Raw genomic sequence first — 14,208 nt, 5'->3', positions numbered from 1 at the left:
GGTCTCGGCTCAGAACCGCAACGTAGTGCTCGCCCACAGCGTACGGCCATAATTCACGGTGCCGTAGGTTTCGTCGTCCAGGCGCTTGTCGGTCACGTTGTACAGCGCAGCGTTCAGCGAAATGTTGCGTGTCAGCTCATAGGAGCCGCCAATGTCCGCGGTGGTGTAGCCCGGCGCGGGCTCGCCGCTCAAGGTCGTGCCGTACTCCTTGCCGTAATAATTGGTCGCCGCCCACAGCTGTGTCTTGTCGTTGAGCTGCCATTCGGCGCGCACGTTGGCCTTTTGCTTGGGCGTCAGCGCCAACGGCGCTCCGGCGTTGGCGCCGCTTTTCTGTTCGGAATCGGTGTAGGTGTAGTTACCCTTGAGCGCAATGTCCGGCGTGATCTCCCAACGACCGTTCAGCTCCACGCCCTTGATCACCGCCTTGTCGACGTTAACGCGCTCCATGATGACGTAGCCGTTCCATACCTCGCTGGTCGTGACTGTCGACAACTTGTCCTGGAAGTCGTTGTAGAACACGGTCGCACCAGCCGACAGGTCGTTGCGATTGGACCATAGCGCGGAGAACTCGTAGTTGGTGCTGGTTTCCGGTTTCAGATCCGGGTTACCGAACATCACATAACGATTACGCCGCAGGTAGGAATAGTCCGCGACCACTGCACGCAATTCCGGCGCCTTGAAGCCTCGCGCCACGCCGCCCTTGAACGTCCAGTCGTCGGTGGCGCGCCAGACGCCATACACCCGCGGGCTGAAGTGCACGCCGTATTCTTCGTGATGGTCCATACGCAGGCCGATGGTCAGCGAGAAAGTGTCGGTCATCGACCACTCGTTCTCGGCGAACAACGCTTTCTGCACGACAGAAAATTCGTAATCCTTGCGATCTCCCAGGCCCTGGTTCCAGTCAGTCACCGTGGTGTCGTTCCATTGCAGGCCGGCGGTGGTGATATTGCGCTCGGTGGGCATCACCAGCTTGGCATCGAACACCGTGTTCTCCACCGTTGGCTTGCGCCCGAGAATATCGGTCTGATCGGCGCTGGCCTTGCCTTCGCGGCTGGATTTCTCATAGGCCAGGGACACATCGGACGTCGCCCAGCCCCAACGGCCCTGATGGGAGATCGACCAGTGATCGCGATTGTTTTCCTGTTCCCGGGTTGCCCAGTTGTCGCTGAGCCCGTCGCCATTTTTCAATCGCTGCGCGCCTGCTTCCAGAAGAATGTCGTGGTCCGGCGTCGGGGTAATGGCCAGGCGAGCCGTCAGGTCCCGGTGATCTGCCTTGCTGTAGCCATTGGTCAGTTCGACGTCATCGTCAGCCTGGCGATCCAGATACCGACCCCAGACCTGCAAGCCCAGCAAATCTTCCTTGATCGGTCCGCTGAGGTAGAACTGCGACTGCCGCGCGTTGCCCTGATCACTGTGCTGGCGTGCCGAGTAATCGTAAGTGAAGGAACCACCCCACTCCGGCGTGACCTTGCGGGTGATGATATTGATCACCCCGCCGATGGCGTCCGAGCCGTACAGCGATGACATCGGGCCGCGAACCACTTCGATCCGTTCGATGGCTTCAGCGGGCGGAATGAAGCTTTGCTCGTAGCCGCTATTGCCATTGACCCGCGATTCGCGAGCGCTCTGCCGTTTGCCGTCGACCAGGATCAAGGTGTAATCGGCGGGCATGCCTCGAATCGAAATATCCGTCTCGTTGGCACCGCCGTTGACGGTCACGCCTTCGACGTCGCGTACTGCGTCCGTCAGATCACGGAAGGATTTCTTGCGCAGTTCATCGCCGGTGATCACGGTGATGGAAGCCGGTGCGTCTTCCAGATTCTGCTCATAGCCTGCGGCGGTGACCACCACGTCCTCGATGGACAGGACGTTGGCCGTCTCGATCACGTTCTCCGCAGCCTGCGCCTGGCCCGAGGCTGCGCACGCCAACGCAATTTTAACCAGGACGGCGACTGGCCGCAGACGAAGAGCAGTGTGCATGTAGCTTCCTTACGATTCGAGGTAAAAGCGAATCGTATGCATCTACATTCACGAAGGTTGGACAAGATGTGACAGGTTTGCCGTCGAGATCTATTCCTTGCGGCGATAGCTCTCGATGATGGCCGAAAAATCCCTGCCACCTTCGCCGCGCAAGCTCATCGCCTGATACAGCTGATGTGCCAATGCGCCCATGATTACCGGCTGCCGGGCCGAACGCGCCGCATCCGTCGCCAGCCCCAGGTCCTTGAGCATCAGCTCGGCGCCAAAGCCGCCTGTGTAACCGCGCGAGGCCGGTGCCGTCTCGACGATCCCGGGCCAGGGGTTGTAGACCTCCGAACTCCAGCAGCGCCCGGTGGAGGTATTGATGACACCCGCGAGCACTTCGCTGTCGATGCCCAGGGCATTGCCCAGCGCCATGGCCTCGGAAATCCCGATCATGGAAATCGCCAGCAGCATATTGTTGCAGATCTTGGCGATCTGCCCGGTGCCCACCTCGCCGCAGTGCACGACATTGCGGCCCATCTGTGTCAGCACCGGTTTGAGCAGTTCGAACAGCTCCGGCGCGGCGCCGACCATGAAAGTCAGGGTGCCCGCCTGAGCGCCGCCGGTTCCTCCCGACACTGGCGCATCGCCGAGCAGAACGCCCTTGTCCGCCGCCAGTACCGACAACTCACGAATGGTCTGCGGGTCGATGGTGCTGCAATCCACGGCTGCGGCGCCGGCCCTCATTCCTGCCAGTACGCCGTTTTCACCCAGATAGACACTGCGAACGTGGGGTGCGGCCGGCAGCATGGTGATGACCAGCTCGCAGCCCTGAGCGGCCTGCCGAGGCGACTCGCTTACCACGCCGCCCAGGCGGGACAGCTCGGCGAGTGTCTCCTTGTTCAGGTCAAATAATTGCAATTGATGACCGGCCTTGATGAGGTTGCGGGCCATGGGCGCGCCCATGTTGCCCAGACCGATGAATGCGATTTTCATAAGGATGTCGCTCCGTTCGGCTGCCGGGATCAGCGCAGATTGATGGTGGTGTTCACGCCATGGCTGACGCTGTCATCGTCGAACCAGCGACTGGTGACGGTCTTGGTCTGCGTGTAGAACTGCACGACCTGTTTGCCGTACGGACCCAGGTCGCCCAGCTTGGAACCGCGCGATCCAGTGAAACTGAAAAACGGCACAGGCACGGGAATCGGAATATTGATACCCACCTGCCCCACGTCGATTTCACTCTGGAATTTGCGCGCGGCAGCCCCGCACTGGGTGAACAGGCCGGTGCCGTTCCCGAAAGGGTTGGCGTTGACCAGGGCAATGGCTTGATCCAGGGTATCGACTTCCATCACCAGCAGGACCGGGCCGAAGATTTCCTCGGTGTAGATCCGCATATCGCCCGTCACTCCGGAAAACAGCGTAGGCCCAATGAAATTTCCCTGCTCGTAACCCGGCACGCTGATGTTTCGACCATCGAGCTCCAGCGTCGCGCCTTCCCGTACCCCGCTATCGATCAGCTCGATGATGCGCTGTCTGGCCTTGCGCGAAATCACCGGCCCGATATCGGTGCCAGGTTCGTTTCCGGCATTGACCTTGAGCTTTTGCGCCAGCGCCTTGAGGTCCGGCAGCCATTGCCCGGCCGCGCCGACCAGAACCACGACCGAGGTCGCCATGCAGCGCTGTCCCGCCGCACCAAAACCGGCACCGACCAGGGCATTGAGGGTCTGCTCCCGATGAGCGTCGGGCAGTACCACGACATGGTTCTTCGCGCCCATCATGGCTTGCACTCGTTTGCCGTGCTGTCCCGCCAGGTTGTAGACATGAGTGCCGACGGCGGTCGAACCCACGAAGGAGATGGCCTTTATATCCTTGTGGGTGCACAGCGCGTCGACCACCGCTTTCCCGCCATGCACGACGTTCAGTACGCCCGCCGGAACCCCGGCTTCCACCGCCAGCTCCACCAGCAGCATGGTGGATAACGGATCCTGCTCGGAAGGCTTGAGCACGAAGGTGTTGCCGCAGGCGATCGCCATGGGAAACATCCATAACGGAATCATCGCCGGGAAGTTGAACGGTGTGATGCCTGCGCATACACCAAGGGGCTGCCTGAGCGTGTAAGTGTCGACTCCACTGGCGACGTTCTCGGCGAATTCGCCCATTTGCAGCGTGCCGATGGAGCAAGCGTGCTCGACGACCTCGAGCCCGCGGAAGATATCGCCTTCGGCATCGGCAAGCGTCTTGCCCTGCTCGGCGCTCAATACCGCGGCAATACGCCTGGAATGCTCGCGTACCAGCGCCTGAAACCTGAGCATGACGCGCATCCGGGTGCCAATCGGAGTCTGTCGCCAATCGGCGAACGCCAGCTGCGCCGCCGCCACCGCGGCATCGACTTCGGTTGCGGTGGCGAAAGGAACCCGAGCCAGCACTTGTTGGGTCGCGGGGTTGACGACATCCTGCCATTCACTGCTTTGTGATTCGACGGCTTCGCCTCCAATCAGCAGCTTCACACGAGTGATCATTTTATTATTGTTTTCCGAAGCGTTCATGACGGGGCTCTCTAGGAAAGGGCTGTCTAGGACAGGGCTCTCGAGGGTCGAGACCAGCCTGCCCGAGCGGCACAGGTTCTGGTCACCTGGCAGGAGTATAGATAGGCCTGCGACGACCGCCTGTCGATGCGCGCCCATGACGCCGCGCCGATTACAGTTCGAGCATGAGCCCGCTCAGGCGCTTGACCTTGCGCCGCAAGGCTTCTTCGAACACCCCCTGGCGCGGTTCGATGAGGCTGAACCAGTGCTTGGCGCGGGTGATGCCGGTGTAGATCAGCTCCTTGGTCAGCACCGGATTGAGTGCTTCGGGCAGGATCAGCGCGGTATGGGCGAACTCCGAACCCTGGGATTTGTGGACCGTCATGGCGTAGACCGTCTCCACGTCGGTCAGCCGGCTCGGCAGCACGAAGCGCACTCCGCCACTGCCATCGTTGCGCGGAAAAGCGACGCGCAACACTTGCCTGCCGGCCCCGTCGCGCTCGGGCAGGCGCAGGGTAATGCCGATGTCTCCATTCATCAGCCCCAGGCCGTAGTCGTTATGGGTCATCAGCACTGGACGGCCTTCGTACCACTGATGCTCGCTCTCGATCAGGCCCGCGTTGTACAGCGCGTGGGTGATACGCTGGTTCAGCCCTTCCACGCCCCAGGGTCCCTTGCGCACGGCACACAACAACTGAAAACTGTCGAAAGCGTTCAAGACCGCGCGGGCCCAGACCGTCCAGCATTCGTCCTCCAGACCAGCCCCCGCCTGGGGACGCTCGTCGGCAAGCACCGCGAGATATCGTCGATAGCCCTGCGGCCCGTCCACCCCGCCGTGACCTTCAAGAATCAGTCGCTCGAACTTGCGGTCCTGCTCGCCTTTCAAGGCAAGCGCGTACAGATCCTGGTAGGTCTTCGCAGCGAGTAGCGCACGGGCTTCCTGATCGCGCTGCTGATTGACCAGCCGCGCTAGCTGGCCGATGCCACTGCCCTGTCCGAAGCGTCGCGAGTGGCGCAGCATCACGACTTGCTGAGCCAGCGGATGGGTTTGCGCGTCGCCGGGCAACAAAGGACTCTGGCTCAGATCCTCGCCGCTCACTTCTTGCAGCCATGCCTGGGTCTGAGGACTGTAATAGCCGTTTTCGGCGTCCCGACACAGGTCGCCCAGCACCGCGCCGGCCTCCACGGACGCTAACTGATCCTTGTCACCGAGCAGCACCATGCGTGCATGAGGCGGCAGCGCGTCCAGCAGATTGGCCATCATCTCCAGGTCGATCATCGAGGCTTCGTCCACGACCAGCACGTCCAGCGGCAGCGGGTCGCCGGCATGGTGCCGAAAATGCCGGGTGCCGGGGCGGCTGCCGAGCAGACGGTGCACAGTGGTCACTTCGCTGGGAATCTTCTGCCGTACTTCTGGGCTGACATCCAGGCTCTGCACTTGCTGACTGATGGATTCGGTCAGGCGCGCCGCGGCCTTGCCGGTCGGTGCCGCCAGCCGGATGCGCAAAGGGTGTCTGCTGGCCACGGCCGGCGCCTGCAACAGCGCCAGCAAGCGCACTACCGTGGTGGTCTTGCCGGTGCCGGGCCCGCCGGTAATGATGCTGAATGCCCGTCGAGTGGCAATGGCACAGGCCAGCTTCTGCCAGTCGACCTGCGCGCCCGGAGCAGAACCGACTTTGCCGAACAGCGCTTCCAGACGCTGCGGCAAGTCGGCCGGTGTCGGCTCCCCGGCTGCCAGCCGTTGGCGCAGCGCGGCGGCGATGCGTCGTTCGTAGGTCCAGTAACGACGCAGATACAGGCGCCGGTCAGCGAGGACCAGCGGTTTGCGCATCGCTTCGGCGCTGTTGTCCGAGCCATTCGCCACCAGAACGCTCGCCGCCAGCGCGTCGCACCAGTGCGCGCCCTGCACCGGAGCAAGCACTTGTGATGGCAAGAGCATCGGCGTGTTCTGCACATCGCCTTCAGGCGGCAGAGACAGGGCGAAGTCGGGCTCTTTCAGGGTTTCGTAAAGGTCGAGACAGACATGACCATGCCCTAGCTGATGGCTGGTCAGCGCGGCGGCAATCAGCACCAGCGGGTCGGAGTTCGGGCTGAGGTCGTCGAGAAAAGCCACGAAGGCGCGGTCCAGCGCGCGCAGCCAGCCGCGCTCTACCCAGCGGTCGAGCAGCAACAGAAGATCCGCGCTGCGCGTGAGCGGCTGCAACTGCGCCAGGGAGTCCTCGCCAAGGGCGCTGGGCTTGAGTTCGAAGAACGAGCGGCTCATGCGAAGTCCTCATGGGAGTGGGCGATCGCCGGCTTGCCCTGGAACATCAGATCCAGCGCTTCGATCAGTTCACGGGGCGGACGCGTGAACCAGGCTCCCTGGCTGGGCGCCCGGCTGCCCCGCAGGAACAGGTAAACGGCACCGCCCATGTGTCGGTCATAGTCGTAGTCGGCCAGTCGGGCCTTCAATTGGCGATGCAGCGCCAGCAGATACAGGACGTATTGCAGGTCATAACGGTTATCGAGAATCGCGGCTTCCATGGCCGCCTCGGTGTAGGCACCGTCGTCGCTACCCAGCCAGTTGGACTTGTAGTCCGCCACGTAATAGCGCCCCTGGTGCTCGAAGGTCAGGTCGATGAAGCCCTTGAACATACCGTTCAGCGAGACGGTTTCGGTCCCCGCACGGGGTGCGTTGTGATGTGTGTAATGGCGAAGGAGCGCATCCAGTCGCGCGACGTCGACCTGATGGCTGGCAAACCAGAATTCCATCTCGACCCGATACTGGTTGGGCCGATCCAGCGCACCCAGTGCAACCGGTGCCTGATCGCCGAGGCGTAGCGGCATATTCAGAAGCTCGCGCAGCCAGTCCGACAGCGTGTCGATCCATCCTTCCCAGCCACGACGATTGCAGCGTCGCGCCACCGCATCCTTGAGCAGCTCAGGCTGGCTGGCCGCGCGCGGAAAACCTTCATTGCCGGCCCATTCGAGCAGACCGTGAAGGAAGGTGCCGGGATTCGGCCCCCGTGGAAAACGATGGATGTCGCTGCCCGCCGCCAGCACGTCGCGCGGCGCATCCGGGTCCAGCCGCTCGTCATCGAAAAGTTTCTGGGCCTGCGGACTGTCCGGCGACTGATCAGCGCCTGCAATAATGGTGTCACCGATTCGCAGGGCGCTGTAGGAAGCGATCCACCAGTTTTCCGCAGCACGGCGTTTGGGTTCCAGCGGCTTGAGCAACGGCGCTTCATTGCGCGGTGGACTGAACGTGAACGGCTCGGGCTCGGGAAGCTGCTCCATCGCTATGCCCTCGCAGTTTTGGGCCAATGCGTCGAGCCAGACTTTCAGCTCCACCGATTCAGCCAGCACATCGCCGCCGCCCAGTAGATAACCCAAGGCCGATCGATGCAGGACCGATGCGTTGGCGTTGCCACGCTTGAGGTCGGCGATGCCCAGCCAGCAGGCGTGTTCCGAGCGGGTCAGCGCGACGTAGAGCAGACGCAGGTCCTCGGCCAGACGCTCATCGTCGGACCGCTGAATCAACTCTTCGTTGGGCTGCAGGCTGATGTGCGCCCGACCGTCCGCGTCGTGATAGACCAGCGGCAGACGACTCCCGTCGACCGGCTTGGCCGAGCAGATGAATGGCAGGAATACCAAAGGATATTGCAGCCCTTTGGATTTATGGATGGTCACGACCTTGACCAGCTGCTCGTCGCTTTCCAGGCGTAGGACCTGTTCTTCCCCGGTTTGCCCGGACAGCGCGAGATGCTCGGCGAGATGGCGGATCAAAGCCTGCTCACCGTCGAGTTCCGCGGCGGCCTGTTGCAGGAGTTCCGACAGGTGCAGCAGGTTGGTCAATACCCGCTCGCCATCCGGACGCTCGATCAACGTCTGAGGCAGAGCGAAATCGTGCAGCAAACGACGCAGCATCGGTAGCACACCCTGGGTTCGCCATATGCCGCGGTACTCACGGAACTGCATGACGCGTTGTTCCCAGGCCAGCTCATCCTGATTCAGTCGTTCCAGTTCGCTCAATGGCAGGTCAAGGGTGATGCAGGCCAGCGCGGCACGCAGAATGCGTTCGGCATCGGGGTCTGCGCAGGCCTTGAGCCAGGCCAGCACATCCTGGGCTTCCTGGGCGGAGAACACCGAATCCTTGTCGGACAGATAAACGCTGCGCACGCCTCTGGCGGTCAGTTCATTGCGTACTGCCTGGGCTTCCTTGCCGTCGCGCACCAGAATCGCAATGTCGGCTGGCAACAGACCGCGCAGCGGCTGATCGGCCCTGGCAAAACCTGCGCGCCCTTGTTGCCCGGCATTGAGCAGGCGAACGATTTCGCTGGCGCAACTGGCCGCCAGTTGCTGCCGGTAAGTCGCGCCGGAAACCGGCTGATCGGTCTGCAGGTGCCACAGCGTCAAAGCTGCCAGCGGGCGGTCGTCCAGCGCCAGATGCTCCTTGCGTCCCTGGGCAAGGGCCTTACCGAATGGGACCGGGTTGGCGCCGTCCTGCCGGAAAAGAAACGCGCCTCGCCCCTGTGGACGCTGCTCGGCGCGGTCGAACACGTGGTTGACCGACTCCACCATCGCATGGCTGGAGCGGTAGTTGGTGTCCAGCGTGTGCCAGCGCCCGGCCGTTGCGCTCCGCGCTCGCAGATAGGTATAGATGTCAGCGCCGCGAAAGGCGTAGATCGCCTGTTTGGGGTCGCCAATCAGGAACAGGCCGGTCTGCTCGTCGTTTTCTTCGAGACGGTAGATGCGTTCGAAAATCCGGTACTGCACCGGGTCGGTATCCTGGAACTCATCGATCAACGCCACTGGAAACTGCTCGCGGATCAAAGTCGCCAGACGCTCGCCGCCTGCGTCCTGCAATGCGGTGTCCAGTCTGAGCAGCATGTCGTCGAAACCCATCTCCGCGCGGCGACGTTTTTCTTCCTCGAAACGCGTGCTGACCCACTGCGCAGCATGCTGCAGTACGGCGGCGTCGGGCCTGGGCAGTCCGTCCAGCGAAGCTTTCAACTCCAGCATCGCCTCGAAAGCCGGGTGCGACGGCGCGCTGCTCTTCCAGGCCTCGGCTATGCCGTCCGGAGTCAGACGCGTGAAGCCTGTGCCCAGATCCAGCGCTTCGATGGCTTCATCGGCTGCCCAGGCCGAAAGCTTCTCGAACCACGGCCGGAAATACCTCTCCTGGATTTTTCGGCCGTCGACGGCTTTACGGGCCACGCCGTCCTGGAAAATTGCGAGCAGTTCCTCGGTCCAGTTGCTCCAGGGCGCCTTGAGCGATTGAAGCGCCTTGCGGCGTTCCAGCAGCGATGCGGCAATCAGTTCGGCGGGATCCTCGCTCGCGCTGGTACGCTCACGGCCGAACAGACCTCGTACCCTGGGCAACAGCGCAGCCGGGCCACCCCAGTTGTCACGAACCCATTTCAGGGTGTCGCCGCTCATGGGATAACAGAAGCGCCGCCAGTAATCGCGCAACACTTCGCCGAGCAATTCACTGTGGTCGGTTTCGAGGGTCTGGGTGAACAGACTGCCGCTGTCGAAGGCATGCTCGCGCAGCATGCGCTGACACCAGCTGTGAATAGTCGATACAGCGGCTTCATCCATCCACTGCGCCGCGATGTCCAGACGGTTGGCGCAGCTCGGCCACAGCTCAGGCGCGAATTCGTCGCGCAGTCTGTCGATCAGATCGTCTGGTGCTTCGATCTCTTCACGGAAGAACTGCGCGGCTTCCGCCAGACGCGTGCGGATCCGGTCGCGCAGTTCCTTGGTAGCGGCATCGGTAAAGGTGACTACCAGAATCTGCGGAGGCAACAACTCGCGCCCGAACCCCGCATGCTCGTCCCCGTGCCCGAGGACCAGCCGCAGGTAGAGCGCGGAGATAGTGAAGGTCTTGCCCGTGCCGGCGCTGGCTTCGATCAGCTGGCTGCCCCGCAGCGGGAAGCGCAGCGCCAAGGGAATTGATTGCTGACTCATGCGCGGGTCTCTCCAGCGGATATCGACTGCCACGACGCGTCGTACAGCGGCTTGTAAAGGGTTTCACACCAACCGGCGAATTCTTCGCTGTCCATCAGGGCATCAAAGTCAGGAAACTGGCGATACAAGGCAGGGCTTTCCCGCCGTTCGCCGTCGCTGGTCAAACCGTCACCTTCATAGGCCTTGCGTGCCGCGGCCTCAGCCTTGTCAGCCGGCTGGCCTAGCCAGGCGAACGCGGTTTTCACGGCGACCGGGAGCGGTTGGCGCATACCGTGTTGCCAGGCCGTCAGCAGATCGTTCAAGGTTGCGCCGGCGGCCTCTTTGTCCAGCGCGTGCAGCATCAGGGTTTCATCGCTGGCCACCAGGGCCGTGCTGAGCGGCAACCCGCAGGCACAAGCCACCAGATGCATGACCCAGGGCCGGATCAGCCGATGCCACTTGCGCGTCTTTTTCGAACCGATGCCGTTGGGAATCACGCTGATGACCAGCAGTTGACCCTGGTCGTTGCGGCGGAGATTGCCCAGCCAGCCATCGACCGTCACACCACCATGGGCGTAGGTCATGGGCAGAGCACTGCTTAGCGACTCGGGCCAGAGGGTAATCAGGTCTTTGTAGCGCCCGAGTACGTCCGGCAGCGGCTCGATCAATTCTTCCTGCAAGCTCAAGCCGAATCCCGCCATGGGGAGCAGTCCGCTGCCTTGGAGTCTGACCCCGTGATCCTGCAATGCTGCATCGATGTCATCGGCCCCGTTCAGCGCAGCGGCGAGCAGACTCTCGCTCAAGCCATAACGTTGCAGCGCATCGAGTACGAACGGTTCTTCGTCCACCAATGGCGCTTGGGCTACCTCAAAGTGGACTTTAAGACGCTGACTGAAGAAATGCTTGACCGGGTTCCTCAGAAAATCCTGCAATTGCGCAACGCTCAAAGGCTCGTCCTGCTCATGAGGCGGCAAAGGAGAATCGCGGGACACTCTCGTGGTGTTTTCGTGAAGCAGACGCCATTCGCTGGCGAAGCTGAACAGGCTGTTTCCAGCATGGAAATAGCTGGCGCTGAAAGGTTGCAAAGGGTGTTCGACCGTAAGCGCCTTCAGCAGTCGCTCACCCGCTTCCTGCCTGCCACTGGCTTCGCTTTCGTCGGCGAGGGTCCAGCCTGCCGCGAGATGGTCGCGCAACTGGCCTATCAGCACCGAAGCGGGGCGCTCAGTGTTGTCGCGAATGCTGCGTCCGATCCAGCTGACGTACAGCTGGTCTTGCGCCGAAAGCAGCGCTTCGAGCAGCAGGTAGCGGTCATCCTCACGCCGCGAGCGATCGCCTGGACGGTAGTCGCTGCCCATCAGGTCGAAGTCCAGCGGTGATTGTGCACGAGGATAGTCGCCGTCGTTCATGCCCAGGAGACATACGACCTTGAAGGGAATCGCACGCATGGGCATCAGTGTGCAGAAATTGACCGAGCCTGCCAGGAAGCGTTGCGATAACCGTCCCTGATCGAGCCCCGCGAGCCAGGCTTCACGTACCACGGTCAGCGGCAACTCGTCCGACAAACCAACAGCCTCGCACGTCTCCAGCCAGGTTTCGCGCAGGGTTTCGAGCTGGCCCAGTAGATAGTCGTCATGTTCGCTGTCTGCCTGGAAGAAGACTTGCAACAACGTTTGCAGACGCTCACCCCACACAGAAGGCGTCGCGGCGCTGGACAGTTCGGTATGCGCCGCCTCCAGAGCGTCGACCAGAGCCACGAGCGGTCCGATCAGGGCGGCGTCCAGCCCACCGATTTCGTCATAGGGTTCGATTGCGTCGTAAGCGCTTCCCGCTCCGACCGCGTAGCCCAGTAACATACGCCGAAGACCGAAATGCCAGCTGTTTTGCTCCAGGCTGTCGGGCAGCCCGAGGCCTTCCCGCTGCCGTGCGTTGAGTCCCCAGCGTATGCCTGCTCCTTCGATCCAGCGATGCAACGTGGCTAGATCGCGCTCCTGAATCCGGAAGCGTGCGCGCAGTGCCGGAACATCAAGCAGGTCGAGAATCTCGCTTACCGGGAAGCGACTGTCGGGCAATTTGAGCAGGTGTTCGACCGCGATGAGCAAGGGCTCCCGACCCCGCTGGCCCTGGTCCGCCAGGGTAAAGGGAATGAAGCGGCGATCATCGCGCTCCATCTGCCCGAAGACGGCCCGGATATGAGGGGCGTAGCTGTCGATCTCTGGCACCATGACGATGACATCACGTGGACGCAGTTGGGGGTCGTTGCTGAAACGGGCCAGCAACTGATCGTGCAGCACCTCGACCTCGCGCTGCGCGCTATGGGCTACATGGAAGCGTATCGATCGATCCGTGCGCGGATCGACGGCCGGCCAGAGCTCACGGGTTTCATCCAGCGGTCGCAGTTCGAGGATATCGTCCTGCAACTGATTGAGCAGAGTACGGGGTTCGCCTTCGCTGAACAGGTCGATCCGACCGTCCCTGAAAGCCGAGCGATAGCTGCCGGGGTCATCATGGCTGTCGAGCAGGTTTATGTAATCACGACCCTGCTTGCCCCACGCTGCCAGCAAGGGATGGGCATGCTGGTGCAGCGCTTCGGGATCGAGCACGATCGGCATGCCGGCCTTGCGCGCCTGTCGCTTGTACTGATGGCGCAGCAGATCCTTGTCGGCGACGATATCCGCCCAATGGTGACGACAAGGGTTGTGAACGCAGAGTAGAACCTGGCTGAAGCGAGCCAGTCCTGCCAGAGCCTCAAGCACCTGGGCCGGCAACGACGAGATACCGAAGACGATGACCCGAGCCGGCAGGCCCGCTGGGGCTTCGGTCAGAGTATGGATTTGCTCCATGAAGCGTTGATGCACGCCCGCCCGGCTCTGCGCCATGCCCTTTTCACCGACATCTTCGAGTAGCGCGCCCCAGAGCTCGGCCTGCCAGCAATTGGCAGCCGTCAGCGGCCTGGCTTCGCCCCTCACGTTGCGCAGCTGATGCCGTCCGGCGGCCCAGTCTTCCAGCCAGTCGGCGCGATAGACCTGGTACTGGTCGAACAAGTCTGCGAGACGTTCGGACAGCTGATAACGCTTGCGCATATCGCTGTCGGTCGTAAGAAATCGTTGCAGGGGCTCGAAATGTGGCCGATCGATAAGCTCGGGCAGCAGACGCATCAGGCGCCAGGTCAAGGGTGCCTTGTCGAGCATCGAGGTGGGAGGAATCTCATCGCGCCCAAGCACTAGTCGGTACAACTGCCACATGAAGCTGCCGGGCAACTGCACATCAATGGCTGCCGCGATCCCGCAGCCGCCTTGATCGTCATCCTGGGGATCTTCGGCCAGAGCCATCTTGAGCCACTGGGCGATACCGTTGCTTTGCACCAGAGCGATCTCGTTCTCCAGTGGGGCAAGCGGGTAGCGACGCATCCACGACACCACCAGACTGCGCAGTTCATCCAGTCGATTGCCGTGAACGACCATGAAACCGGCGCTGAGAGAGTTTGTGTCAGACATGCGTGCTTCCTGGATGCGGTGGACGAATCGCTAAGGCCGAACCTTAAGGGCAAGCGTGTGCGATTACCATACGGAATGTGCCTCGCAGTTTGTGCTGAAGGAACACAGCCTTTGTAGGCCCGGTCGTGGGCTCGGCCATATCGAGTAGAAGCGGCCTACAGATGCCGGAAAAGACAAAACCCCTGACTGCTTATGCAATCAGGGGTTTCGGAATGAATCTTGACGATGACCTACTCTCACATGGGGAAACCCCACACTACCATCGGCGATGCATCGTTTCACTGCTGAGTTCGGGA

6 protein-coding genes and 1 rRNA gene are annotated in these 14,208 nt (G+C 62.0%); all 7 read right to left on the bottom strand.

Going from position 1 to position 14,208, the window contains the following annotated elements; all coding sequences use genetic code 11:
• Window positions 1-9: 9 nt before the first annotated feature.
• Window positions 10-1,980, bottom strand: coding sequence for a TonB-dependent receptor domain-containing protein (locus TRP66_RS21765; RefSeq protein ID WP_333407081.1), 1,971 nt, complete (start codon window positions 1,978-1,980; stop codon window positions 10-12).
• Window positions 1,981-2,070: 90 nt separating this feature from the next.
• Window positions 2,071-2,958 carry a 3-hydroxyisobutyrate dehydrogenase gene (gene mmsB / locus TRP66_RS21760; RefSeq protein ID WP_333407079.1) on the bottom strand — a complete coding sequence of 296 codons (888 nt, stop codon included), beginning with the start codon at window positions 2,956-2,958 and terminating at the stop codon, window positions 2,071-2,073.
• A gap of 29 nt (window positions 2,959-2,987) precedes the next feature.
• Window positions 2,988-4,511 (bottom strand): CoA-acylating methylmalonate-semialdehyde dehydrogenase, encoded by a 1,524-nt coding sequence (locus TRP66_RS21755; protein ID WP_333407077.1) that lies wholly within the window; start codon window positions 4,509-4,511, stop codon window positions 2,988-2,990.
• Between the two features lie 151 nt (window positions 4,512-4,662).
• Window positions 4,663-6,753: an exodeoxyribonuclease V subunit alpha gene (gene recD, locus TRP66_RS21750; protein ID WP_333407075.1), complete on the bottom strand. Its 2,091-nt coding sequence runs from the start codon at window positions 6,751-6,753 to the stop codon at window positions 4,663-4,665.
• Complete coding sequence (recB, locus tag TRP66_RS21745; protein WP_333407072.1) at window positions 6,750-10,439, bottom strand: exodeoxyribonuclease V subunit beta; 3,690 nt, start codon at window positions 10,437-10,439, stop codon at window positions 6,750-6,752. The genes recD and recB overlap by 4 nt, the downstream gene beginning before the upstream one ends.
• Window positions 10,436-13,912: an exodeoxyribonuclease V subunit gamma gene (recC, locus tag TRP66_RS21740; RefSeq protein WP_333407070.1), complete on the bottom strand. Its 3,477-nt coding sequence runs from the start codon at window positions 13,910-13,912 to the stop codon at window positions 10,436-10,438. Before recC ends, recB begins: the two co-directional genes overlap by 4 nt.
• 217 nt (window positions 13,913-14,129) lie before the next feature.
• Window positions 14,130-14,208: ribosomal RNA gene (gene rrf, locus TRP66_RS23755) — 5S ribosomal RNA — on the bottom strand; the annotation flags it as partial.

The sequence above is a fragment of the Pseudomonas sp. JDS28PS106 genome, assembly GCF_036706555.1.
Taxonomy (GTDB): domain Bacteria; phylum Pseudomonadota; class Gammaproteobacteria; order Pseudomonadales; family Pseudomonadaceae; genus Aquipseudomonas.
The sequence above is the reverse complement of the archived record's forward strand: the minus strand, read 5'-3'. Positions and strand labels throughout refer to the sequence as shown.